Source organism: Nocardia colli (genome assembly GCF_008704205.1).
GTDB lineage: Bacteria > Actinomycetota > Actinomycetes > Mycobacteriales > Mycobacteriaceae > Nocardia > Nocardia colli.
Genome location: NZ_VXLC01000018.1, coordinates 1 through 20665, shown reverse-complemented (window position 1 = coordinate 20665; position 20665 = coordinate 1). Strand labels below are relative to the sequence as shown.

Annotated in this window: 25 protein-coding genes; 11 read left to right on the top strand and 14 right to left on the bottom strand. The window is 66.8% G+C overall.

Annotated elements, in window-relative coordinates:
- Nucleotides 1–15 precede the first annotated feature (15 nt).
- Nucleotides 16–309: a hypothetical protein gene (locus F3087_RS46135; RefSeq protein WP_191094265.1), complete on the bottom strand. Its 294-nt coding sequence runs from the start codon at nucleotides 307–309 to the stop codon at nucleotides 16–18.
- Here F3087_RS46135 and F3087_RS32020 point away from each other — a divergent pair.
- The 7 genes from F3087_RS32020 to F3087_RS31990 all read left to right on the top strand — a co-directional run bounded on the left by F3087_RS32020 (nucleotide 293) and on the right by F3087_RS31990 (nucleotide 7050).
- The gene (locus tag F3087_RS32020) at nucleotides 293–1021 is read left to right on the top strand and encodes an amino acid ABC transporter ATP-binding protein (RefSeq protein ID WP_150406037.1); all 729 of its coding nucleotides are present in this window, start codon (nucleotides 293–295) and stop codon (nucleotides 1019–1021) included. The two genes, F3087_RS46135 and F3087_RS32020, sit on opposite strands and share 17 nt — an antisense overlap.
- A gap of 97 nt (nucleotides 1022–1118) precedes the next feature.
- A complete protein-coding gene (locus tag F3087_RS32015; protein WP_150405841.1) occupies nucleotides 1119–1955 on the top strand; it encodes a glutamate ABC transporter substrate-binding protein in 837 nt (278 codons plus the stop codon).
- Between the two features lie 95 nt (nucleotides 1956–2050).
- Nucleotides 2051–2731 (top strand): amino acid ABC transporter permease, encoded by a 681-nt coding sequence (locus tag F3087_RS32010; RefSeq protein WP_150405840.1) that lies wholly within the window; start codon nucleotides 2051–2053, stop codon nucleotides 2729–2731.
- Nucleotides 2728–3627: an amino acid ABC transporter permease gene (locus tag F3087_RS32005; RefSeq protein ID WP_150405839.1), complete on the top strand. Its 900-nt coding sequence runs from the start codon at nucleotides 2728–2730 to the stop codon at nucleotides 3625–3627. The genes F3087_RS32010 and F3087_RS32005 overlap by 4 nt, the downstream gene beginning before the upstream one ends.
- Before the next feature lie 341 nt (nucleotides 3628–3968).
- Entirely contained in the window at nucleotides 3969–4238 is a 270-nt protein-coding gene (locus tag F3087_RS32000; RefSeq protein WP_150405838.1) for a hypothetical protein, read from the top strand.
- A 12-nt stretch (nucleotides 4239–4250) separates the two neighbouring features.
- On the top strand, nucleotides 4251–4562 hold the full coding sequence (locus F3087_RS31995; protein ID WP_150405837.1) for a hypothetical protein: 312 nt from the start codon (nucleotides 4251–4253) through the stop codon (nucleotides 4560–4562).
- Between the two features lie 232 nt (nucleotides 4563–4794).
- Nucleotides 4795–7050 (top strand): M20/M25/M40 family metallo-hydrolase, encoded by a 2256-nt coding sequence (locus F3087_RS31990; protein WP_150405836.1) that lies wholly within the window; start codon nucleotides 4795–4797, stop codon nucleotides 7048–7050.
- Nucleotides 7051–7062: 12 nt separating this feature from the next.
- Here the strand turns inward: F3087_RS31990 and F3087_RS31985 are convergent, their stop codons facing one another.
- Genes F3087_RS31985 through F3087_RS31975 form a run of 3 tightly spaced genes read right to left on the bottom strand, consistent with a single transcriptional unit; the run spans nucleotide 7063 to nucleotide 8618 of the window.
- On the bottom strand, nucleotides 7063–7917 hold the full coding sequence (locus F3087_RS31985; protein WP_150405835.1) for a helix-turn-helix domain-containing protein: 855 nt from the start codon (nucleotides 7915–7917) through the stop codon (nucleotides 7063–7065).
- Nucleotides 7898–8416 (bottom strand): DUF6879 family protein, encoded by a 519-nt coding sequence (locus F3087_RS31980; protein WP_150405834.1) that lies wholly within the window; start codon nucleotides 8414–8416, stop codon nucleotides 7898–7900. The genes F3087_RS31985 and F3087_RS31980 overlap by 20 nt, the downstream gene beginning before the upstream one ends.
- Nucleotides 8397–8618, bottom strand: a complete 222-nt coding sequence (locus F3087_RS31975; RefSeq protein WP_135232271.1) for a hypothetical protein — start codon at nucleotides 8616–8618, stop codon at nucleotides 8397–8399. The genes F3087_RS31980 and F3087_RS31975 overlap by 20 nt, the downstream gene beginning before the upstream one ends.
- Nucleotides 8619–8969: 351 nt before the next feature.
- On the opposite strand from F3087_RS31975, the gene F3087_RS31970 reads away from it, so the two are divergent.
- Nucleotides 8970–9290 (top strand): hypothetical protein, encoded by a 321-nt coding sequence (locus tag F3087_RS31970; RefSeq protein ID WP_191094242.1) that lies wholly within the window; start codon nucleotides 8970–8972, stop codon nucleotides 9288–9290.
- Nucleotides 9291–9437: 147 nt separating this feature from the next.
- Here the strand turns inward: F3087_RS31970 and F3087_RS31965 are convergent, their stop codons facing one another.
- The 4 genes from F3087_RS31965 to F3087_RS31950 form a co-directional block, all read right to left on the bottom strand.
- On the bottom strand, nucleotides 9438–9647 hold the full coding sequence (locus tag F3087_RS31965; RefSeq protein WP_150405833.1) for a hypothetical protein: 210 nt from the start codon (nucleotides 9645–9647) through the stop codon (nucleotides 9438–9440).
- A gap of 81 nt (nucleotides 9648–9728) precedes the next feature.
- The gene (gene recX, locus F3087_RS31960) at nucleotides 9729–10277 is read right to left on the bottom strand and encodes a recombination regulator RecX (protein WP_150405832.1); all 549 of its coding nucleotides are present in this window, start codon (nucleotides 10275–10277) and stop codon (nucleotides 9729–9731) included.
- Between the two features lie 343 nt (nucleotides 10278–10620).
- Nucleotides 10621–11664 (bottom strand): recombinase RecA, encoded by a 1044-nt coding sequence (recA, locus tag F3087_RS31955; protein WP_150405831.1) that lies wholly within the window; start codon nucleotides 11662–11664, stop codon nucleotides 10621–10623.
- Nucleotides 11665–11925: 261 nt separating this feature from the next.
- Nucleotides 11926–12948: an Lrp/AsnC family transcriptional regulator gene (locus F3087_RS31950; protein ID WP_150405830.1), complete on the bottom strand. Its 1023-nt coding sequence runs from the start codon at nucleotides 12946–12948 to the stop codon at nucleotides 11926–11928.
- Between the two features lie 98 nt (nucleotides 12949–13046).
- Here F3087_RS31950 and F3087_RS31945 point away from each other — a divergent pair, with 98 nt between their 5' ends.
- On the top strand, nucleotides 13047–14456 hold the full coding sequence (locus tag F3087_RS31945; RefSeq protein ID WP_223885504.1) for an MFS transporter: 1410 nt from the start codon (nucleotides 13047–13049) through the stop codon (nucleotides 14454–14456).
- Between the two features lie 170 nt (nucleotides 14457–14626).
- On the opposite strand, the gene F3087_RS31940 is transcribed toward F3087_RS31945, so the two are convergent.
- From F3087_RS31940 to F3087_RS31930, 3 genes are read right to left on the bottom strand one after another with little or no spacing between them, the layout of a single operon-like run.
- On the bottom strand, nucleotides 14627–15076 hold the full coding sequence (locus F3087_RS31940) for a nuclear transport factor 2 family protein (RefSeq protein ID WP_150405828.1): 450 nt from the start codon (nucleotides 15074–15076) through the stop codon (nucleotides 14627–14629).
- A gap of 24 nt (nucleotides 15077–15100) precedes the next feature.
- Nucleotides 15101–15988: a pyridoxamine 5'-phosphate oxidase family protein gene (locus tag F3087_RS31935; protein ID WP_150405827.1), complete on the bottom strand. Its 888-nt coding sequence runs from the start codon at nucleotides 15986–15988 to the stop codon at nucleotides 15101–15103.
- Between the two features lie 48 nt (nucleotides 15989–16036).
- Nucleotides 16037–16498, bottom strand: a complete 462-nt coding sequence (locus F3087_RS31930) for a VOC family protein (protein WP_150405826.1) — start codon at nucleotides 16496–16498, stop codon at nucleotides 16037–16039.
- Between the two features lie 154 nt (nucleotides 16499–16652).
- Here F3087_RS31930 and F3087_RS31925 point away from each other — a divergent pair, with 154 nt between their 5' ends.
- The gene (locus tag F3087_RS31925) at nucleotides 16653–17171 is read left to right on the top strand and encodes a CGNR zinc finger domain-containing protein (protein ID WP_150405825.1); all 519 of its coding nucleotides are present in this window, start codon (nucleotides 16653–16655) and stop codon (nucleotides 17169–17171) included.
- Between the two features lie 3 nt (nucleotides 17172–17174).
- On the opposite strand, the gene F3087_RS31920 is transcribed toward F3087_RS31925, so the two are convergent.
- The 3 genes from F3087_RS31920 to F3087_RS31910 form a co-directional block, all read right to left on the bottom strand.
- Nucleotides 17175–18419, bottom strand: a complete 1245-nt coding sequence (locus tag F3087_RS31920; protein WP_223885503.1) for a phosphotransferase — start codon at nucleotides 18417–18419, stop codon at nucleotides 17175–17177.
- Nucleotides 18416–18607 carry a DUF3046 domain-containing protein gene (locus F3087_RS31915; RefSeq protein WP_150405823.1) on the bottom strand — a complete coding sequence of 64 codons (192 nt, stop codon included), beginning with the start codon at nucleotides 18605–18607 and terminating at the stop codon, nucleotides 18416–18418. The genes F3087_RS31920 and F3087_RS31915 overlap by 4 nt, the downstream gene beginning before the upstream one ends.
- A 143-nt stretch (nucleotides 18608–18750) precedes the next feature.
- A complete protein-coding gene (locus tag F3087_RS31910) occupies nucleotides 18751–19914 on the bottom strand; it encodes a glycosyltransferase (protein ID WP_150405822.1) in 1164 nt (387 codons plus the stop codon).
- Nucleotides 19915–20055: 141 nt separating this feature from the next.
- On the opposite strand from F3087_RS31910, the gene F3087_RS31905 reads away from it, so the two are divergent.
- Complete coding sequence (locus F3087_RS31905; RefSeq protein ID WP_150405821.1) at nucleotides 20056–20598, top strand: HD domain-containing protein; 543 nt, start codon at nucleotides 20056–20058, stop codon at nucleotides 20596–20598.
- Nucleotides 20599–20665 lie beyond the last annotated feature (67 nt).

Below are 20665 nucleotides of genomic sequence, written 5' to 3'. Positions count from 1 at the left end.
TTGGCGTCGGCCCGCTCACTTACGGCATCGGGTGTCGCAGCACACACCCTTGCTGATCAGGCACGCTGCGTCGCGGTCGCGCCCGCCCAGGCGTTCGACGATCGCGATTCGGACGAACCGGACGAGCGCGTTAACGGGACGTGTCAGCTCGGCGCGGCAAAACGGTGTGTCGCCGAAACTCGGGCAAATCCACATTTTGCCTTTACAGTCTTGGACCATGACCGACGACGCCGCCGCGCCCGATACAACCGGGAACGCTTCAACCGGGGACGCCAGCGCCGCCAGCGCGCCGATGATCTCGATGCGCAACGTGCAAAAGCACTTCGGTGACCTACACGTCCTGCGCGATATCGACCTGGAAGTCCCCAAAGGACAGGTAGTCATTGTTCTCGGGCCCTCCGGTTCCGGGAAATCGACGCTGTGCCGCACTATCAATCGCCTCGAACCCATCGACTCCGGTGACATCGCCATCGACGGTGTCCCCCTGCCCGCCGAAGGCCGCGGACTCGCCGCGCTGCGCGCCGACGTCGGCATGGTTTTCCAATCGTTCAACCTCTTCGCGCACAAGACGATCGTCGAGAACGTCATGCTCGCGCCGATGAAGGTCCGCAAGATCAAGAAGGACGCGGCGCGCACGCACGCCATGGAACTGCTGAACCGGGTCGGCATCGCCAATCAGGCGGACAAGTACCCGGCCCAGCTCTCCGGTGGCCAGCAGCAGCGCGTCGCCATCGCCCGCGCACTGGCGATGAACCCCAAGGTGATGCTGTTCGACGAGCCGACCTCGGCACTGGACCCGGAAATGGTCCAGGAAGTGCTCGACGTGATGGTCTCGCTGGCCAAGGACGGGATGACCATGCTGGTGGTCACCCACGAGATGGGCTTCGCCCGTCGCGCGGGCAACCGGGTCCTGTTCATGGCCGACGGCCAGGTGGTGGAGGACGCCGAACCAGAGGTCTTCTTCACCGCGCCGAAGTCCGATCGTGCCAAGGACTTCCTCGGCAAGATATTGAGCCACTGAAACATAGAGATCGACCCGCTGCGCCCGTGCCGAACATTTGGACGGCCTTGTTCCAAGACCACGGCCAGCAAACCCATGAGAGGGAGAAGGAAACTCGATGAGGATCAACCGTGCCCTGCGACTCGGAGTCGGCGCGATCGCGCTGACCGTCGTCGCCGCGACCGCCACCGCGTGTGGCGGCGGTGACAGCAAGTCCGCCCTGGATCACGCCAAGGACGGCAAGCTCACCATCGGCATCAAGTTCGACCAGCCCGGCCTCGGGCTGCGCAACAAGGACGGGTCCTACAGCGGCTTCGACGTCGAGGTCGCCAAGTACGTGGCCGGCAAGCTCGGCGTGAAGCCGGAAGGCATCACCTTCAAGGAGTCGCCGTCCGCCCAGCGCGAGACGCTGATCGAGAACGGTCAGGTCGACTACGTCGTGGCCAGCTACTCGATCAACGACGCCCGCAAGCAGAAGGTCGACTTCGCCGGCCCGTACTACGTTGCGGGACAGTCGTTCCTGGTGCGTGCGGACAACACCGACATCGGCAGCCCGGAGTCGCTGAAGGGCAAGAAGGTCTGCTCGGTGAAGGGCTCCACGCCCGCGCAGAACATCGACAAGAACTTCAAGGACACCCAGCTGCAGGCCAACGACACCTACTCGCTGTGCCTCGAGGGCCTGCGCGCCGGCTCGTGGGACGCGGTGACCACCGATGACATCATCCTGGCCGGCTACGCGGCGCAGAGCACCGGTGCGTTCAAGGTCGTCGGCAAGCCGTTCACCACGGAGAACTACGGCATCGGCCTGAAGAAGGGCGACAAGGAGCTCCGCGACAAGGTCAACGACGCGATCGAGGCGATGTTCGCCGACGGTTCCTGGAAGAAGGCGTTCGACGCGAGCGTCGGCGGATCCGGATACCAGGCGCCGGCCCCGCCGAAGGTCGACCGGTACTGAGTTCTACCCCGCACGGGTGGCCCGATCTCACCGGGCCGGGCCACCCGCCGCACTCCCCCTGACAATCGAGACCCGATGGGAGGGACACGTACGCCGTGTTCGACCTGATCTCGAGGTATGACGATCAAATCCTCGACGCCTTCTGGGTGACCATCAAACTGACCGTCCTTTCGGCGGTCGGCGCGCTGATCCTGGGCACTTTAGTCGCCGCGCTGCGTGTGTCCCCCGTACCGATCGCCCGCGCGGTAGGCACCGCCTACGTCACCATTTTCCGCAACACCCCGCTCACGCTGATCATCGTCTTCATGTCGCTGGGCCTCTACACCACGATGGGCTGGAAGCTCGCCGGCGAGGGACCGGATTCGGTCGCGCAGAACAACTTCCGCTACGCCATCGTCGGTCTCAGCATCTACACCGCGGCGTTCGTCTGTGAATCCCTGCGCTCCGGCATCAACACCGTCGCCATGGGCCAGTCCGAGGCGGGTCGCTCGCTCGGCCTGACCTTCGGCCAGAATCTGCGGCTCATCGTGCTGCCGCAGGCGTTCCGGGCAGTCATCGCCCCGCTCGGCAGCGTGCTCATCGCGTTGACCAAGAACACCACGATCGCCTCCGCGATCGGCGTGGTCGAGGCCGCGTTCTTGATGGCCGACATCAACGAGAACGCCGCAGACGTCATCTCCGTCGGCGCCATCTTCGCCCTCGGGTTCGTCATCCTGACTCTGCCGACCGGCCTGCTCTTCGGCTGGCTCGCCAAACGATTCGAGGTCGCACGATGACTGCTGCGCCTTCGGTGCTGTTCGACGCACCAGGCCCCCGCGGACGCCTTCGGCACCATATCTATTCGGTCGTCGTTGTTGTCGTCGTCGCATCCTTCCTCTGGGTGCTCTACAGCGGCTTCGCCGACAAGGGACAGTTCACCGCCGAGAAGTGGAAGCCGTTCCTCGACCTGCAGGTCTGGCAGACGTATCTGCTGCCCGGCCTGAAGGGCACCGTCGTCGCGGCGCTGCTGTCGATCGTGTTCGCGCTCGTGATCGGCATGATCTTCGGCATTCTGCGATTGTCCGAACATCGCCTGGTGCGATTGGTCGCGGGCACGATCGTCGAAGTGGCGCGAGCCATTCCGGTGCTGATCCTGATGATCTTCCTGTTCTTCACGTTCGCGAAGTATCAGGTGTTCAAATCCGATGATCTGGCGCTGGCCGCCGTGGTGATCGCGCTGACCATCTACAACGGTTCGGTCGTCGCGGAGATCGTGCGAGCGGGCATTCGTTCGCTGCCGAAGGGGCAGACCGAGGCCGCGGTGGCCTTGGGTATGCGCAAGAACCAGCTGATGCGGCTGATCCTGCTGCCGCAGGCGATCACCGCCATGCTGCCCGCGTTGATCTCCCAAATGGTTGTCGCGCTGAAGGATTCGGCGCTCGGCTACCAGATCACCTACGTCGAGATCGTTCGCTCCAGCCAGCAGCTCGGCTCGGCCGAACAGAACACGATCCCCAGCCTCATGGTGATCGCCGTCGTCATGGTCGTGCTCAACAGCGCCCTGACCCAGGTCGCTACGCGACTGGAGCGGCGACTGCGCGCACGCAAGAAGGGCAAGGGTGGCGGCGCCGTACTCGGGGCGGAATCGGTACTCACCGATGCCGCACCCGGAATGGACCTCACCAAGAAGTAACAGCTCGACCCCGACGCGATGCGGCGGTGCCTTGGACGCGGTGATCCGCTCCAGCGCACCGCCGTTCGCGTTTGATGGCGTGGGTCGTTGCAGGTCGGAGTGCCCGATTAGGCGTTTTGGAACCCTGCAAAATCCGATGGAACCGATCGCAGCTCTGGTGCGTCAAAACCTCTGGAAGAAGAAATCAGAGGGGGGCGCGGACAGGCGGGGGCTGTCCAAGTCATGTTCGTTGCCAAATGCGATCATCCATCGAAGGTAGAACTATGCGGTATACCAGTTCAGTTCGCAAACAACCGTCCGTGACCACAAGAGTGACATCAGGCGCCTTGACAGTTGCCTGCATGGGGGCACTGGTGGCAGCGCTCAGCACCGGGGTCGCCTCCGCAAGACCGGAAAACTGCAACGACACAATCGATTTCAGGAAGATCTCGGTGACCACGGTATGTAGTTCCGGCTCGGGACAGCACCGCGCGGTAGCGGTGTGCGAAGACGCCGGCACGGGCGAACGGTCGTTTCAATACGGGAAGTGGGAAAACGCGACCACCGTATCGAGGGCATTCTGCCAAGGCGCACAGTACGTGTCCTCGAGCGGCCTCGACACGAAGAACTAAGGGGGATAACACATGCGAATCAAATACATCGCCATTGCCGGCCTCTTCGCCGTCACTTCGGTCGCGCAAATTCTGGGCTCAGCAGCTGCCACTGCGGACGCCCCGGCAAATTGCACATCTAAATTGGTCGGGCGAGGTGCCATCGCCTTTTGCACAAGCCCGAACGGCGGGAGCTATCGCGCGACCGTGGATTGCATGAGCTTCGACGGCACACAGATAATCCCGCGCACTGCGCCGAACTGGGTACGGGACGGCCAATCTCTGGTGATCTGCCCCGAATTCACCATCGAGTCCAAGGCTGGAATACAGACCAGGGACTCCTGACAAACGTCCGTTACGCCATGCGGTCGCCGGAGGCATCCGACCGGGAACCGCCAGGGCGGATGCTGCGGTCATTGGATGCGGTAACTCGCTCCAGCGCACCGCGTTTTGGGTTGCGGAGACTACGGCGATGTTTGGTCGGGTAGGCGTGCACCTGTGGCGCCGGGCCCTCTGACGAGGGGCGGTGGGATTGGGGGCGGGTGGGGTGTCGGAGGGGGCGGCTACCATCGCGGGGGTGCGGGTTGGGCGAGCGGTTTCCGGGGTCCTGGCGTTTGTGGTGCTGCTTGGTGTTGTGGTGGGGACGGTGTGGGAGCAGCAGCCGCATGGGTATCGGGGGGAGTCGGTGGCTCAGGATGTTTTCAGTGCTGAGCGGGCGTTTCGGGTGGTGCGGGAGATTGCGCAGCGGCCGCATCCGGTGGGGACCGTGGAGCATGATCGGGTTCGGGATGTTTTGGTCGGTGCGTTGCGGGGGCTCGGGTTGGATACCGAGATTCAGGATGGGGTCGGGCGGTATCCGGGGTCGCTGCGGCGGGATGTGGTGGGGATGGCGCGGGTGGCGAACATCGTTGCCCGGATGCCGGGGACGGATTCGACGGGAACGGTTTTTCTGACGGCGCATTATGATTCCGTCGCTTCGGGGCCCGGCGCGAATGACGACGGGGTCGGGGTGGCGGCGGTGCTGGAGGCGGTGCGGGCGCTGCGGGCCGGCGGCAGCACGTTGCGCAATGACGTGGTGGTGCTGCTGACCGATGCGGAGGAGACGGGGCTGCTCGGGGCGGAGGCGTTTGTCGCGTCAGGCAAGGACGGCCGGGACAACGGGGTGGTCGTCAACCACGAGGCGCGTGGGGCGGGCGGGCCGGTGTTGTTGTGGCGGACCACTCATCCCGACGGCGCGCTGGTCGATGCCGTCGAAAAGGTCGCGCCGTATCCGAATACGGACTCGTTGACCACGACGCTGGCGGGCGCGCAGACGGGGAGCAATACCGACTTCGCGTCGTTCGAGCCGGGCGGGCTGCGGGTGCTCGACTGGGCCTACGCCGGTCGTAGCGCCTACTACCACAACATCTTCGACGACCCGGCACACGTGGATCTGGCGACAGTGCAGCAGATGGGCGACAACAGTCTCGCGCTGGTCAAGGAGTTCGGCGGTAAGGATCTCAGGACGAAGGACGACGCCGATCGTTCGTTTTTCCAGCTGCCGTTCGGAATGCTCGTCGTGCTGCCATTCTGGGTGATCATGGCGCTCGCAGCGGTCACCGTCTTAGCCGTCGGATGGCTCAGCCGGCACCTTCGACGCGCCGGCGAGACGAGTCTGCGAAAGATATTCGGTTCCGCCGCAACAGCTTTGGTCCCCGCGCCGCTGGCGACAGGTGCGGTGTACGGGCTGTGGGAAGTGGTGAAGCTGATCCGGCCGGAATATCGGCCGCTGTTCGTCGATCCCTATCGGCCCGAGTTCTACTATGTATCGATCCTCGTGCTGTCCGCCGCGGTACTCCTCGCCTGGTACGCAATCGCGCGGCGACTCTTCGGCGCCACCGCCGCCATGGCCGGACTGCTGTGCTGCCTGGCGGTTCTGGGCGGAATCCTCGCGATCGTCGCGCCGGCCACCGCGCATGTGCTGGTCGTGCCCACCTTGGGCGCGACGGTCGGAGTGGCTGCCACCTTCGCGGTGCCCGAGCGCTGGCGGCTGCCGGTGCTGACCGTCTTCCTGATACCGGCGGCGGTATTCCTCGGCAGCGCAACGTGGCCGGCGTTGCAGACCGGCATCACCACCGCCCCGTTCCTGGTCGCGCCCGCAGTGGTGCTGCTCGGCGGGCTCCTCCTGCTGACCCTGACCCAGGCGTGGCCGGATCGGCGCGGCTGGGCGATTCCGTCGACCGCGTTCGTCGTCGCCGTCGCGCTGGCCGCCGCCGGGCTGGCGGTGGACCGTTTCGACGATCAGCATCCGCTCACATCGCAGCTCGTGTACGCACTCGACGCCGACCGCAACGAGGCCCTGTGGCTGTCACGGGACTCCCCCGATCGGTGGACCCGCAACTTCGTCGGCGAGGGCGCGCCGAGCCGGCCGTTCGCTCAGCTCTGGCCGACCACCACCGCCAGCGGACCCGCGACGGCCGCGAAACTCTCGCCGCCGACTGCCGAAATACTGTCCGACACAACCGAATCCGGACAACGCACGGTACATCTGCGTCTGCGCACCACGCGCGCCGCCACGAGCATCGCTCTGCGCTACGAGACGGCACCGACCGCCCTGCGAGTAGCCGGTCGCGACCTGACCCCGGTGCCGAAAACGGGTTTCCAGTTCTATGCCCCCGCACCCGACGGAATCGACGTCCAACTGGTCGCGCCGGCCGGACCCCTGTCACTCCAGCTGGTCGACTACACCTGGCTCCCCGACTCCGGCATCCCGTCTTATCGAAATCCCCCGGGCGACATCTACTTCCGGCAGGACAGCGCGGGCGCGGTCTTCGTCACCATTCCGGGGTTGTGAGATCTCGCGGCCCTATCCGTCCAGTTCGCTCAGCACCTGCAAGATCAAACCCCGGGCCTCCCGGCCATAGACGGCCGCACCCTTGAGCACCTCGAACATCCGGGCATACAACGCGCACTCGGCCGGCTGGGTGACCTGAATACCCGCGGTCGGCGTCTCGAGCGCGACCATCGCGTCGTCGAAGATCCAGAATCCGGTGGAACCGACCGCCTCGCGCTCGGTCATGAGCGGAATGATGCCGAGCGAGATGTTCGGCATCGACATCAACTCCAGCAGCCGGCCCAGTTGTCCCGCTTGGACTTCCGCCGTGCCGAACCAGGTGCGCAGCGCCTGCTCCTCCAGCACTGCGACGAACCGTTTGCCGCCGCGATGCAGCACGCGCTGCCGATCCATGCGGACGGCGACAGCTTCCTCGAGATCGTTGGGTGTCTCGAGGAAGCGGATCCAGAACGACAGCATGGCCGCCGTGTACTCCGCCGTCTGGAACAGACCGGGGATTACGTTGTGCTCGTAGATGCGGAACACCTTCGTCGCCTGATATCGCTCGGGCGTGTGCGCGCCGAGCACGCGCTTCATGCCGGCCCGGCTCTGCCGCCGGTATTCGAGGTAGGCCGAATCGACCGCGCGCAACGTCGCCACCAGGTCGAGCTCCTGATCGACGGCGGCGCAGACCCGGCACCAGGCGCTGATGTCACGATCGGTCGGGAACTGCACGCCGTTCTCGATCTTGGACACTCGAGTGAAATGCTGGCCGGTCTCCGCGCCGAGCTGACGGATGGTGATACCGGCGGCTTTGCGAATGTCCCGCAGCCGGTTACCGAGGGCCCGTCGGGCCTCCTGCGCGGAACTAGCTGGGCCGGTAGTCACGGTGCGGTATGGACAGCGGCCACACGGCCTCGAAGGCGGTGCGGCACAGCTGAATATCGTGCGGGTCGAGGGAGGTGACCTGGTCGGTGGCCACGCCGCTGCCCGCGTAGTGGAGGAAGATCACGAGCCGGTTGTCCAGCAGGTAGAAATCGTTGCCGGGTATGGCGACCGAGGACGTCCGGCGCCGGGGCACCCAGCGGATATCCTCGCCGGCCTCGACCATCGGCGCGGCGATGCTGTGCGACCAACGCTGATAGTCGCTCAGCGGTTCGGACACAATTCTGGCCCGGCGCACCGATCGGCCCGCCGACACGTGGTCGCGAACCGTTGCGCACCAGTCTTGCAACCAGACCAGGTCGTCGGGCTCGCCGGCCGTCCACTGCGCGATATGCGGCAGCTCGACCGCCGTGCTGTAGGTGTCCCGAGTCTCCAGATGCACTGACTCCACCACGAACTCGCCCAGTAATCGCTCGAACTCTTCATAGGCTATCGATGCCACGGTCTCCCTTCCTGAAGAACTGAATCATTCGGTCCGGGATCTCCACACAGGTTTCGCCCTGCGGAATGTTCATGTGGGCAAGTGCTTCGGGGTCGGTGACTACCCATCCCTGGACGATCCACGAATCTCGGTCGGTGCGATACACCGTGGGCGAACCGTTCGGATTCGAGCCCGGATCTTCGCCGATAAAAGTCAGACGCATCGTTGACCCCTTGTCCTGGGATGTTGCGAACTGTTGCCCCGAGCCCGTCGATTGTCTCGCCCTGCCGGACCACCGGTCAAGGGCCGGTTTGCTGGTCAAGTGATCGAATAAGCATGTGGTGCAGGGAAATCCGGGAAGGTTCCAGCCAGGAACCCGCCCCGCCAATGTCCGCAACTTTTCGCAACATGCTGTCCATTCGGTGCCGGCCACTTCTAATCTCGGAGGTTGCACGCCAGACGGTAACCAAGGAGAGGGCAACTGGGGATGTGGGGACGGCCTACGGCGATCGGGTACCTGCGCCGCGATGTGTCGGGGGTGTCGCAGGTCTGGGACGAGACGCAGATTCGCAGTGTGGCAAAGAGACTCGGGTATGAGCTGACCAAGATCGTGGTGTTCGGCGCGCAGACCGAGCAGCCGGTGCGGCAGCTGCTGAACGCGATCGAGCGGGTGGGGGCGGACGCCGTCGTCATGCCGAATCTCGCGCATCTCGCCGACGAGCTGGACCGGGTGGTGCGGGTGTGCGACGTGATCACGGTAAATCCGGAGAACACCTACGCGCGCTGGGTTCTGCCAGTGGACCGGTGGCCTGCGCCCGGGACCACGGAAGAGGCAAGGCCCCTCGACGAAACGGGCAGCGAGCAGCGCCCGGACGGGCTCGAACGCCTGGACTGATGTCAAGCGGGCTGGAGCTGGCCGACGGGACGACCCTGCCGGTGATCGGTATCCAGTCGCGACTTCGACGATGTGCGGCGCGGCGGCGGGCAGTTCATCGATCATCGCCGGGGTGCAACAGGAATGCAGGGAATCCTGACCGGGTCGTCATTGGTTGCTCCGGTGGTGGTACCACCTGGTCAGCGCGATCGCGGCGACAATCCAGTTGATGACCACCAGGATCACCAGGATCCAATCGAGGGGCGATGCGGTGCCGCGGAATACGTCGATCAGGGGATTGATGCCCAAGACGGTGATGACGGTGGTCATCAGAACGAAATAGGTATCGACTCGCGGGATGGCAAAGAACTTGCTCATGGCATCGCTCCCACTGGTAGGGGTGAACACGACCTCGGTGAGGCGTCGACCAGCCGGAGAACGCCTCGTTCGAAACGGTGCCTAATCCTGTTCCAGATCTGACGTGTCGAACTCCGCTCGAGCCAGTTCGGTTTTGACCACGGTGAAGGCCGTCGACTGGTTGTATCCGCGGCGGGCGAGCATGCCGACCAGTCGGCGGATCGTCTTCTCGCGGTCGAGTCCGGACGGGATGCTGCGGAGTTTGCGGCGGACGAGTTCGCGGGCGCGGTCTTCCTCGTCGTCGGAGCTGATCGCGTCGAGGGCGGCCTCGGCGTCGGATTGGGCGACGCCCTTGCGGCGAAGTTCCTGGGCGAGTGCCTGTTTGCCCTTGCCGGAGAAGGTGTGCCGGGCGTGTACCCACTCTTCGGCGAAGGCCGCGTCGTTGATCAGGCCGACCTCGGTGAGCCGGTCGAGGGCGCGGTCGGTGATCTCGACGCTGTAGCCCTTGGTCGCCAAGCGCTGGGCGAGTTCGGCCCGGCTGCGGGCGCGGACGGCGAGCAGGCGAAGACATGCCTCCTTCGCCTGCTCGACCGTCCCGCCTGGCGGGGTGAGCTCCGGAGAGCGGCCACCCCGCTCGGATCCGGCCGCCACCGGATCCGCCCATCGGCCTTCGGCATGTTCGGAATCAGCCGACTGGGAGTCTGTGCGCCGGGACGACTTTCGTCGTCCGCGGCCGGACCCAGCCGAACGCGCCCGCTGCGGATCGGACGCGCTCGACCGAGTTCCCAACGTGTCCGATTCGGCCGAACCACCTTCGGCCGACCGGACTCGTCCGGGGTCCTGTTCGCCGGGCCAAGATCCGAGTGGATCGGTGGAGGCACCAGAGGCGGACAGGAGTTCATGAAGCCGACGGCGCATCTCCTGCACCGGCTCGGACCGCGACTCATCGGGCGCGGTCCGGCGCGGCTGGGGCGAGCGTCGGCCGTTCATCGGATCAGAAATCGGCGGGGACCTCGGTGCCCGCGTCCGCGGTCACGTCGGCGCCGATGCCGAGCTTCTCCTTGATCTTCTTCTCGATCTCGTCGCGGATGTCGGTGTTCTCCAGCAGGAACTTGCGGGCGTTCTCCTTGCCCTGGCCCAGCTGGTCGCCCTCGTAGGTGTACCAGGAGCCGGACTTGCGCACGAAGCCGTGCTCGACACCCATGTCGATGAGCGAGCCCTCCTTGGAGATGCCGTGGCCGTAGAGGATGTCGAACTCGGCCTGCTTGAACGGCGGGCTGACCTTGTTCTTGACCACCTTCACCCGGGTACGGTTGCCGACCGCGTCGGTGCCGTCCTTAAGGGTTTCGATGCGGCGCACGTCGAGGCGGACCGAGGCGTAGAACTTCAACGCCTTACCGCCCGTGGTGGTTTCGGGGGAACCGAACATCACGCCGATCTTCTCGCGCAGCTGGTTGATGAAGATGGCGGTGGTGTTGGAGTTGCTCAACGCACCGGTCATCTTGCGCAGCGCCTGGCTCATCAGGCGAGCCTGCAGGCCGACGTGGCTGTCACCCATCTCACCCTCGATCTCGGCGCGCGGCACCAGCGCGGCCACCGAGTCGATGACGATGATGTCGATGGCGCCGGAACGCACCAGCATGTCGGCGATTTCGAGCGCCTGCTCACCGGTGTCGGGCTGCGAGACGAGCAGCGCGTCGGTGTCGACGCCCAGCTTCTTCGCGTAATCCGGGTCGAGCGCGTGCTCGGCGTCGATGAACGCGGCGACGCCGCCTGCCGCCTGGGCATTGGCCACCGCGTGCAGCGCGACCGTGGTCTTACCCGAGGATTCCGGGCCGTAGACCTCGACGATGCGGCCGCGCGGCAGGCCGCCGATGCCGAGCGCCACGTCCAGCGAGATGGAGCCGGTCGGGATCACCGCGAGGGGCTGACGTACTTCCTCACCGAGACGCATGACCGCGCCCTTGCCGAAGTTCTTCTCGACCTGAGCGAGTGCGAGTTCGAGAGCCTTGTCGCGGTCGTACGCCTGTGGTGCCATGTCTTGATCCCCTTTTCGACGGGTAAGTCTCTGCTGTGGTTGGCGCCAACATTAGAGGGCGGCACCGACAAGTTCTGACGGCAAGATTAGACGAACACGTGTTCGAGTCAAGCGACGCGGCCGGTTCTGCCGCTCCGAGTTTCCGGCCGGACTGGTGTGCGCAGCTCAGCGCCTTCGGCAGCCGGCGGTGAGCCGCAGGTCAGGTTAGCCGGGTGTCCGGCACGTTATCCGGGTGCGCCCGAAATCCGTATTCGACCTGGGTCAACGCACCAGCGATACCCGGTCGCTGTGCAGCAGCGTCTGCGCCTGCTTGAGCACGCGCAACGAGGGGGTGACCTCGAAATCGGTGATGCCGTCCAGCGGGCCCAGGCGCTCGGTGATGTAGCGATAGAGGTGGGGCGTGTCGCGGCAGACGATCGATGCCATCAGGTTGGTCGGGCCGGTGGTCGCGGCCGCGAACACGATCTCCGGGTGGTTCACCATCGCCCGGCCCACCGCGTCCAGATCGGCCGGGCGGACCCGTAGCCACAGCGCCCCGCGCACGCCGTAGCCCATGCGTTCGATCGCGAAGTCGAGGTCGAAATACAGCACGCCGGACTGGACCAGCTCGGCCATTCGGCGCGCGGCTCGCGGTGCGGTCCAACCGGTTTCGGCCGCGATCTGGGCGTACGGCGCGCGGCCGTCGCGACCGAGCAGCGCGAGCATCTTCTCGTCCTCGGGCGTCAGATCCGGTGGGATATCAGGTCCGGCGCCCGCCTGCCGGGAACGCTGCGGCCCCAGCTCACGCAGCTGTTCTTCGGTGAACAGGTGGCTGAAGCGCGGCCATTCCTCGTCGGCTTCGAAGCGGTGCATCACCTCGTGCGCGGTCACCTCGCGCACCTGACTGGCCCGCGGCAAGGTGTGCAGCAGCAATGCGTCACGACGTTCGAGGGAGCGTGGCCGGCTCACGCAGGTCACCTCGGAGCCGGTGGACAGCAGCGTGACCCAGCTCAAATCCGGGAATCTGGCCAGTGATTCGGCCAATCCCAGCGCCTTGTCCGGGGTCGATTTGATGCGCAGCACCCAGCGCGCGTGCCCGAGCGGGACCGCGTTCACCTGCCCGGAGACGTGCGTGATGCCGCGCTCGCGCAGCGAACGGTAGCGGCGCGCGACGGTCTGCTCGGAGACGTCGAGGACGGCGCCGAGCTTGGCGAACGGGATCCGGGCGTCGTGCACCAGCGCGTGCAGGATCTGCCGATCGAGAACGTCCAGCGCGGAGGATTCCGGAGCATCATCGTGCTGCATAGGAGGAATCTAACGCGAGAGCCCATCCGACTAGGGCGATACGTTCGATTGCCGCACGCTTGGCGTCGATATCGTTCGATTCCGCCGTGGAGGCACCCGTGAAGAAATGGCTCCCCCTGTTCGCTGCGTGTCTCGGCACGCTGATGCTGCTCATCGACGTCACCATCGTGAATGTCGCGTTGCCTGACATCGCGGCCGATCTGCATGCCGGGTTGTCCAGCCTGCAATGGGTGGTGGACGGGTACGCGCTGGCTTTGGCAGCGCTGCTGCTCGTGCTCGGTTCGCTTGCCGATCGGGTCGGCGCGAAACGCGCCTACCTTGCCGGTCTGGTCTTGTTCGCGCTCGCTTCGCTCGGTTGCGGGATTGCCGACACCTCGTCGAATCTCATTGCGGCGCGGGTAGTTCAGGGCATCGGCGGCGCGGCCATGTTCGCGACCACGCTGTCGCTGCTGCATTCGACCTACACCGGGCGCGACCGCGGCATCGCGTTCGGCGTCTGGGGCGCGGTGTCCGGTGCGGCGGCCGGCATCGGGGTGGTGCTGGGTGGCGTGCTGACCGAGGCGTTGTCCTGGCGGTGGATCTTCCTCGTCAATCTGCCGATCGCGGTGCTGGCAATCGCGTTGACCGTCAGCGTGTTTCCGGCGTCGGTGCGGCGGGCGGACAAGGCCGTCGACGTGCCCGGCATGCTCGCCTTCGCCACCGCGGCGACCGCGCTCACCTACGGCGTCATTCGTGGCGGTGAGCATGGCTGGTCGGACGGCCGGGCGGTGACCGCGCTGGTAGTGGGCGCCGCCGCGGTAGCGATCTTCGCCATCGTCGAAACTCGCAGCGCCGCACCGATGTTCCCGCTGGCGCTACTGCGCAATCGCGACTTCGGCGCGACGCTGCTCGGGGCAAGCGGGCAGACGTTCGCGGCTTTCGCCTGCACTCCCCTGGTTTCACTGTGGTTGCAGCAGCAGTTGCGGATGACTCCGCTGCACGCAGGCCTGGCCCTGCTGCCGATGGCCGCGACGGCGTTCCTGGTCGCCGGGGTGTTCGGCCGGCTGATGCATGACGTCGCGCCGAAGTGGACCATCGGCGCGGGGCTGGTGGTGGTCGGTATCGGCACGGGGCTGCTGACCGTGGTCGATGCCGGATCATCTTGGGCGGCAATCGTTCCCGGGTTCGTGGTGATCGGTGCGGGGATCGGGATCAACGCGCCCGCGCTGGTGTCGGTGGGCATGGCGGCGGTGCCGCCGCAGCAGGGTGGCACGGCGGCGGGCGCGGTGAATACGGCCCGGCAGCTCGGTCTCGCCCTCGGAGTCGCGGTGCTGGGCACGGTGTTTCGCGGTGTATCGGACGCCGACCAGCCGATGACGCTGCCGCACTTCGTCACCGGCCTCGACGCCGCCTTCACGGTCGCCGCAGCTGTCGGCATCGTCTTCGGCGTGACCGCCTACGCCCTGCTCCACCACCAGCGCCCCGCCGCAGCACCGGACAACACCCAACAGAAAGTCGCCACAGCCTGACCCCCCACCGCGCTCCACCTGACGCCGCGCATCAATTCTCCCCACGCGCACGTATTCGCTAGCAATATCCTGCGCGCCATAACAATTGATGCGCGGCCAGCACACCATCCGGCTCCACGCCGCACTCTGCCGCCGTCATGTCCCGTTCGCAGCGCAAGTCCGGAGAGTGGCTACTGCTGGGGCAGGACCGAATCGTCGCCTGGTTCGCGGGGGGCGTGGATGCGGCGGGCGGATTCGGGGATGCGGACGTCGTTGATGCTGGCTTCGCGGCGCGACATCAGGCCGTCGGGGGCGAATTCCCATTGTTCGTTGCCGTAGCTGCGCCACCATTGGCCGGATTCGTCGTGCCATTCGTATTGGAAGCGCACGGCGATGCGGTTGCCCTCGAAGGCCCAGAGGTCCTTGCGGAGGGCGTAGCCGTTCTCCGAAGCCCATTTGCGGGTGAGGAATTCGATGATGGCGGCGCGGCCGGTGAAGAACTCGTCGCGGTTACGCCACACCGAGTCCTCGGTGTAGGCGGCGGCGACCTTCTCCGGATCGCGGGTGTTCCAGGCGTTTTCGGCGGCGAGCACCTTGACTTTGGCGGATTCGAGATCGAACGGTGGCACTGGGGGTCGCACGGACGACTCCTTTTCTCTGGTGACTCAGGGGTTGACGGGGGAAAGCTCGGGCGGACCCCAGCGCAGCGGGCCCGCGCCGGCGCGTTCGACGACCTCGGTGACGGTGAAGTCGATCGAGCATTGCGCACCGGTGGTGAAAGTTTCCGGCGCCCAGGTCAACTCGGCGGTTCCGGTGAGCTGGAGGGTGCCGCCGGTGGTCCAGTCCGGGACGAGGATGCCACAGCGCGGGTTCACCTCGATGTTCCCGAGGGTCATGAACATCGAGTTGCCCCGATAGTCGGGCCAGCGCAGGCGGGTCGGCGAAAGTACCTGCAGGAAGCCGGGGTTACCGCCGCGATGGGAGGCGTCGGCATTGCCCTCGGCGTCGGCGGTGGCGACGAAGAACGCGTCGGCCGCGGTGATCGCCGCCTGCTGACGGGCATCGAGTTCGGTACTGCGTCGCGGCAGCGGCGGCTCGAGGTCCGGGTGATAGGACTCGATGTGCCTGCGGGTGATGTACTTCGGGCAGTTCGCGTAGACCTGTTCGGTGGCGATGCGCAGGCCGCCGCCCGCGGCCGTCGCGGCGCCGTTGATCCGCATCCGCCGGCGACGCTGCGGTTGCAGCGCGATCATGCCGATCCGGGCCGGATGAGTCAGCGCCTCCCGCAACGGATCTCCCGCCGTGGGCTGTGTGTCGACGGCGATGGTGTCCGCGTCGACGGCGTGCATGAAGCCCGGCGGCCCGACCAGTTCGCTCGCCCACAGCCGGCCCGCGTCGTCGGCGGCCGCGATCACCACCATCGGCTGCTCGGCCAGGAAAGACGCGGCGACGGCCGGGATATCGGCGCGGATCGACCGGCCGACCCGGTCGGCGATGTCGGCCTGCCCCATCCGCTGCTGGACGGCGAGTTCACCGGAATGAAAGGGCGCCATCGCAAATACTCCCGTCGGGCGAGGTGATCCGTTCAACAACGCTGCGGCTCAGAAGAATCCACAGGTCGGGGCCTCGCCGCTGGGCGCGGGTGCGGACTCGGCGCCGCTCGGCGCGTAGACCTCGAGCCGGATCCCGTCGGGGTCGGTGAAGAAGATGCCGCCGGACGTGGCGCCTTCGCCGTGCGCGACGACGCCGTCGTGGAGGATCTGCACCGACTGCTCGCGCAGAGCCGCCTCGACCGCGCGCACCTGATCGAGGGAGTCGACCTGGAACGAAAGATGGTGCAGGCCCGGCGTTTCGACGGAGAACGAGCCCGCGCTCTGCTGCCACAGCGTCAGCGAGAGCTTGCCGCCCGCGCCGAGGAACGCCCATTTCCGCTCGCCGTCGGTGCTCGCGGTGAGCTGCTCGAATCCCAGTGCGCGACTATAGAAATCGACCGAGCGCTCCAGGTCGGAGACGTTCAAGCCGATGTGCCCGGTGGCGAGCTGGGGTGCGGCGACCGTGGTCATGTGATCCTCCTCGACAGGCGAAACCGTCTTTAGCGGTTTAACTGGTTAGACGATAACCGCGACTCGATCCCGCAGTCAACCTGTAAACTGACTTTGAACGGTTAGAGACGCGCCTGTTGCCTCGACCACCAGAAGGAGCTCGATACCCTCAGTCATGCACGATCCACGCCCCCACCTCGGCGAACCGCTGTCACTCGACCTGCTGGACACGCGGTGGAACCAGCATGGACAGCCGCAGGACCTGCTCACCGATGTGGCAGGTCTGGGCATCTGGCTGGCCTCGGCGGGGCTGACCGACCGTGCGACCGCCGACGAAGCGACCCTCACCGCGATCCTGACGGCGCGCACCGCCATCTACGACGTGGTGCAGAGCGCAACACACTCAGCACTGAACGAGGTGCTCGAGCACGGACGAATCCGGCGCACCCTCACCGACGCCGGCCCCGAGAACGTCATCGACGTCCCCGACATCACCTGGCTGCCCGCCTGGTTGGCGGCCGACAACCTGCTCCACCTGCTCGCCGAGGCCCCGGACCGCATCCGCCAGTGCGCGCACCCCGACTGCGTGCTGTTCTTCTACGACACCTCGAAAAACGGCACCCGGCGCTGGCATTCGATGGCGACCTGCGGCAACCGCACCAAGGCGGCCCGGCACTACGCGAAGAAGCCTTGAGCCTCAGAACAATTCGTCGAGCAGGCGGTAGTACTCCAGGCGCCGGGGATCCGGTTCGGCGAGACCGTAAGCGGTGAAGAAGGCGGTCACCTCGGCTTCGCCGAAGTCGTCGCGCAGGTCACGCACGGCCAGAGCCAGGTCGCGATAGCGGTCGGCGACGCCGAGCGCGCCGACATCGAGCAGGATCGAGCCTTCGAGCACGTTCGGCGGGGTGAAGTCGCCGTGCGCCACGACCAGATCCTCCGGGTCCGGACGCTCGGCAATCAGTTGCGCCAGAACATCTTCCGGGGTGATCTCGCGATTCTCTTCCTCGAAGTCGTCGAGATCGACCAACCCCTCGATCACCTGGCGGCGCGCCTGCGCCAGCACCACGTCGAGCCGCCCGTCGAACGGGCATTCGGCGACCGGAATGCCGTGCAGCCGGCGCAGCAGCTCACCCATGACCGCGCCGACCGAGGCGTCACCCGATCCCGCGTCGTCTCGTGCGGCCAGGCTCGACGCGCCCGCATCGGCCAGCACCAGCACGTCACCGTCGAACACGAGGATCTCCGGCAGCCGAATTCCCCGGTCGCGCAACCAGTTCAGGCGCTCGTGCTCCACCACGGCCTTCGGCCCCCGCTTGACCCAGTACGCCTCGTTGACGAACGCGACGCCGCCGCTTTGCCCTTCGTGCTCGTCCGACCAGGTCGGCTCCGTGCCGAGCAGCGCGGCGACCTTCGGCGGCAACGGAATCGGCAGCGCGGCCAGCCGCTCCAGCGCGACCCGGGTGGATTCGATCTGCTCGGAATCGCCCTCGGCCGTGCGCAAGTCGAGAGCCTCGCGCAGCAGCGCGTGCGCCTCGGTCAGCTGATCCTGTTCGGCCAGCGCCTTACCGAGGTGTTGCACGGCGAACGACAGCACGTCCGGCGCGGCCACTCGCGCGTGCTCGACGGCGCGGCGGTACAGCGTCTCGGCGGTGAACGCGTCGCCCTGATAGCGGTAGACGTCGCCGAGGTTGATCCACACCGTGATCCGGCGCTCCTCGGTGTCCACGAGTTCCAGCGCCCGGTCGAGCAGATCGAGGGCCTGGTCGTAGCGCCCGAGCAGCATCGCCTCGATCCCGGTCTGCCGATATCCGGCGAAGTCGACCGGCTCGGCCTTCGCCAGCCGCGCGGCCAGCCGTTCCGGGTCGACCGGAATCATCCGCTCCCGCTCGTCGAACCGATACAGCGGACCGTCCCGATCCACCGCCTGGCCCGGCACGCTCACCACCGTCCCCGCGGCACGTCGAACTCCGAGCAGAGCGCCCGCCACACGTCGCGCGGATCGACCCCCGCTTCGATGGCATCGGACCCCGTCCGCCCCAATGACGGGATCACGTGATCGGCCAGCAGGGCATCGCCCCGTGCCGACCCGAATTCGGTATGCAACAGCTCCTGGAACTCCGTCAATCGCACCGCACCCAACATACCCGCACCCCGCCCCGCTACTCGCCGACGGTTGCCGTGCGGAGCAGCGACCACGCGGCTTCCCCGTTGCACCACCGGCTCGAGGTTTCCCGCGCGGCGTAGGCGTAATGGCCGGCACACGGGGTAAGGCGCTAACCCGCCCGGACCGTGTCGAGGACCTGATGGCAGAGCCGGATCGGGTCGGCTACTTCCGTGGCGGTCGAAGCCGCTTGTTTCGCGGCCGTAGCGAAGGTCGGTGTGGCAAGGATTTCCACGACGGCGGCGCGAACCGCGGCGGGGGTCAAGGGGCGGACGAGGAGTGAGCTGCCTTGGCGGACGGCCCGATTGGCGAGTTCCCATTGGTCGCCGCCGCCGGGAACGGTGACGATCGGGACCGCGGCGGAGAGGGACTTGGCGAGCAGGCCGTGGCCGCCGCCGCCGACTACTACCGCGGCGTGGGTGAGGAGCTCGTCTTGGCGGCCCAGACCTGCTGTGGCCCAAGGGGGCAGGTCGGCGGGCGGCGGGTCGAGGGTCGAGATGGCCACGCGGACATCGGCTCCCGCGAGGGCGTCGAGGACCGTTTCGACCATGCCGGTCACGCCGGTGTGGGCGGTGGAGGGGGCGACCATCACCAAGGGGGCGTCGCCCGGTGGGGGCGCCAGGATCGAGTCGGTCGGTTCCCAGAAGAGGGGGCCGATGACGTGGGCGTTGTCCGGCCAGTCGGGGCGCGGCACCTCCAGCGCGGGGAGGGTGGCGATCAGGCGGGCGGCGGGGCCGGGGTCGGTGGCGGGCAGGCCGATGCCTTCGCGAGCGTGTTCGCGTTGACGCAGACCGTTGCGGATGTCCCGCGCGGTCATGGTGCGCAGCACGCCGTCGCGCATCCGGCCGCGCAACCCTTCACCGGGTGCGAGGCCACTCCCGATGGGCGGCAAGGCCTTCGACGGTAGATAGAGCGGATGCGGGGACAGCTCCACCCAGGGCACACCGAGGCGTTCCGCGGCCAGGCCGCCGCCCGCGGTCAGCACATCGGAGACGACCAGCTCCGGCAGCATGGCGCCGAGGTCGGGCATGATCTCGGTGGAGATGTGCGCGGCGCGTTCGTGGATGCGCTGGCCGGCGTCGGTGTCGTCGTCGGCGGGGCGGGGAGCCAGGCCCTTGAGCCGGCGCACGCCGATGCCCGCGTCCCGCGCCGCCTCGAACCAGCGCGGGGCCGTGAACAGCACCGGCTCGTCACCGGCGGCCAGGAAACGCAAGCACAACGCGATGGCGGGAAACGCATGTCCCGGATCGGGTCCCGCGACTACGGCTACTCGCATCCGCATAGCGTGCCACACCGCCCGACGGCTCGGTCACACCCATGTCCCGCGTCTTCACCTGCTCGTCAGCTGAACTTCACGTGACCTCCGGCGCGCACCGCGATATGGTCTAGACCAATTGATGTCGGAGAGGGAGCGATCGTGCGGGTGTCCACGGTGGACGAATTGATGGTGCTGCTGGCCGACGGCGAGGACGTCTGGGACATGCCGGATCGCAGCGGCGATCCGGTCGACATCCTCGACCACGACCGGCAGTGCGCGGAACTGCTGCGGCAGCGGTATCCGCAGGACGAGGAGTTGCAGGTCGCGGGACTGGTGCACGACATCGGCCACCAGCTCGTGCCCGGTGACGACGCAGGTCACGGCAGGCACGGCGCGGACGCGATCCGCGAGCTGCTCGGTGCGCGCGTTGCCCGCCTGGTCGAGCTGCATGTCGTCGCGAAACGCTATCTGGCAGCGACGGATTCGGCGCACACCGAGGGCCTGTCCCCGTCCAGCCAACGCACCCTGATCGCGCAGGGCGGCCCGATGAACGCCGCGGAAGTCACCGAGTTCCGCAGCGACCCGGACTTCGAAGCCGCCCTTGCCCTGCGCCGCGCCGACGACGCGGGCAAAGTCGTCGGCCTCACCGTCGCCCCCCTCGACTCCTGGCTCCCCGTCATTCGGCGTGTCGCCGCGCGATGAGCGCTCAATCAAGATCATGGGGAACTGGTGCAGGCATCGCCCGAGGCGGATTCACGCGGTCGATGCA

Coding starts and splice junctions, on each gene's coding strand:
- F3087_RS31995 (WP_150405837.1), top strand. CDS start 4,251: ATGCGAATCAAATACATCGCCATTGCCGGCCTCTTCGCCGTCACTTCG.
- F3087_RS31930 (WP_150405826.1), bottom strand. CDS start 16,498: ATGACCACGGTCGCCGCACCCCAGCTCGCCACCGGGCACATCGGCTTG.
- F3087_RS31950 (WP_150405830.1), bottom strand. CDS start 12,948: ATGCAGCACGATGATGCTCCGGAATCCTCCGCGCTGGACGTTCTCGAT.
- F3087_RS31935 (WP_150405827.1), bottom strand. CDS start 15,988: ATGGCGCCCTTTCATTCCGGTGAACTCGCCGTCCAGCAGCGGATGGGG.
- F3087_RS31975 (WP_135232271.1), bottom strand. CDS start 8,618: ATGCGTCTGACTTTTATCGGCGAAGATCCGGGCTCGAATCCGAACGGT.
- F3087_RS32020 (WP_150406037.1), top strand. CDS start 293: ATGATCTCGATGCGCAACGTGCAAAAGCACTTCGGTGACCTACACGTC.
- F3087_RS31910 (WP_150405822.1), bottom strand. CDS start 19,914: ATGCGAGTAGCCGTAGTCGCGGGACCCGATCCGGGACATGCGTTTCCC.
- F3087_RS32005 (WP_150405839.1), top strand. CDS start 2,728: ATGACTGCTGCGCCTTCGGTGCTGTTCGACGCACCAGGCCCCCGCGGA.
- F3087_RS32015 (WP_150405841.1), top strand. CDS start 1,119: ATGAGGATCAACCGTGCCCTGCGACTCGGAGTCGGCGCGATCGCGCTG.
- F3087_RS31925 (WP_150405825.1), top strand. CDS start 16,653: ATGCACGATCCACGCCCCCACCTCGGCGAACCGCTGTCACTCGACCTG.
- F3087_RS31965 (WP_150405833.1), bottom strand. CDS start 9,647: ATGAGCAAGTTCTTTGCCATCCCGCGAGTCGATACCTATTTCGTTCTG.
- F3087_RS32000 (WP_150405838.1), top strand. CDS start 3,969: ATGGGGGCACTGGTGGCAGCGCTCAGCACCGGGGTCGCCTCCGCAAGA.
- recA (WP_150405831.1), bottom strand. CDS start 11,664: ATGGCACCACAGGCGTACGACCGCGACAAGGCTCTCGAACTCGCACTC.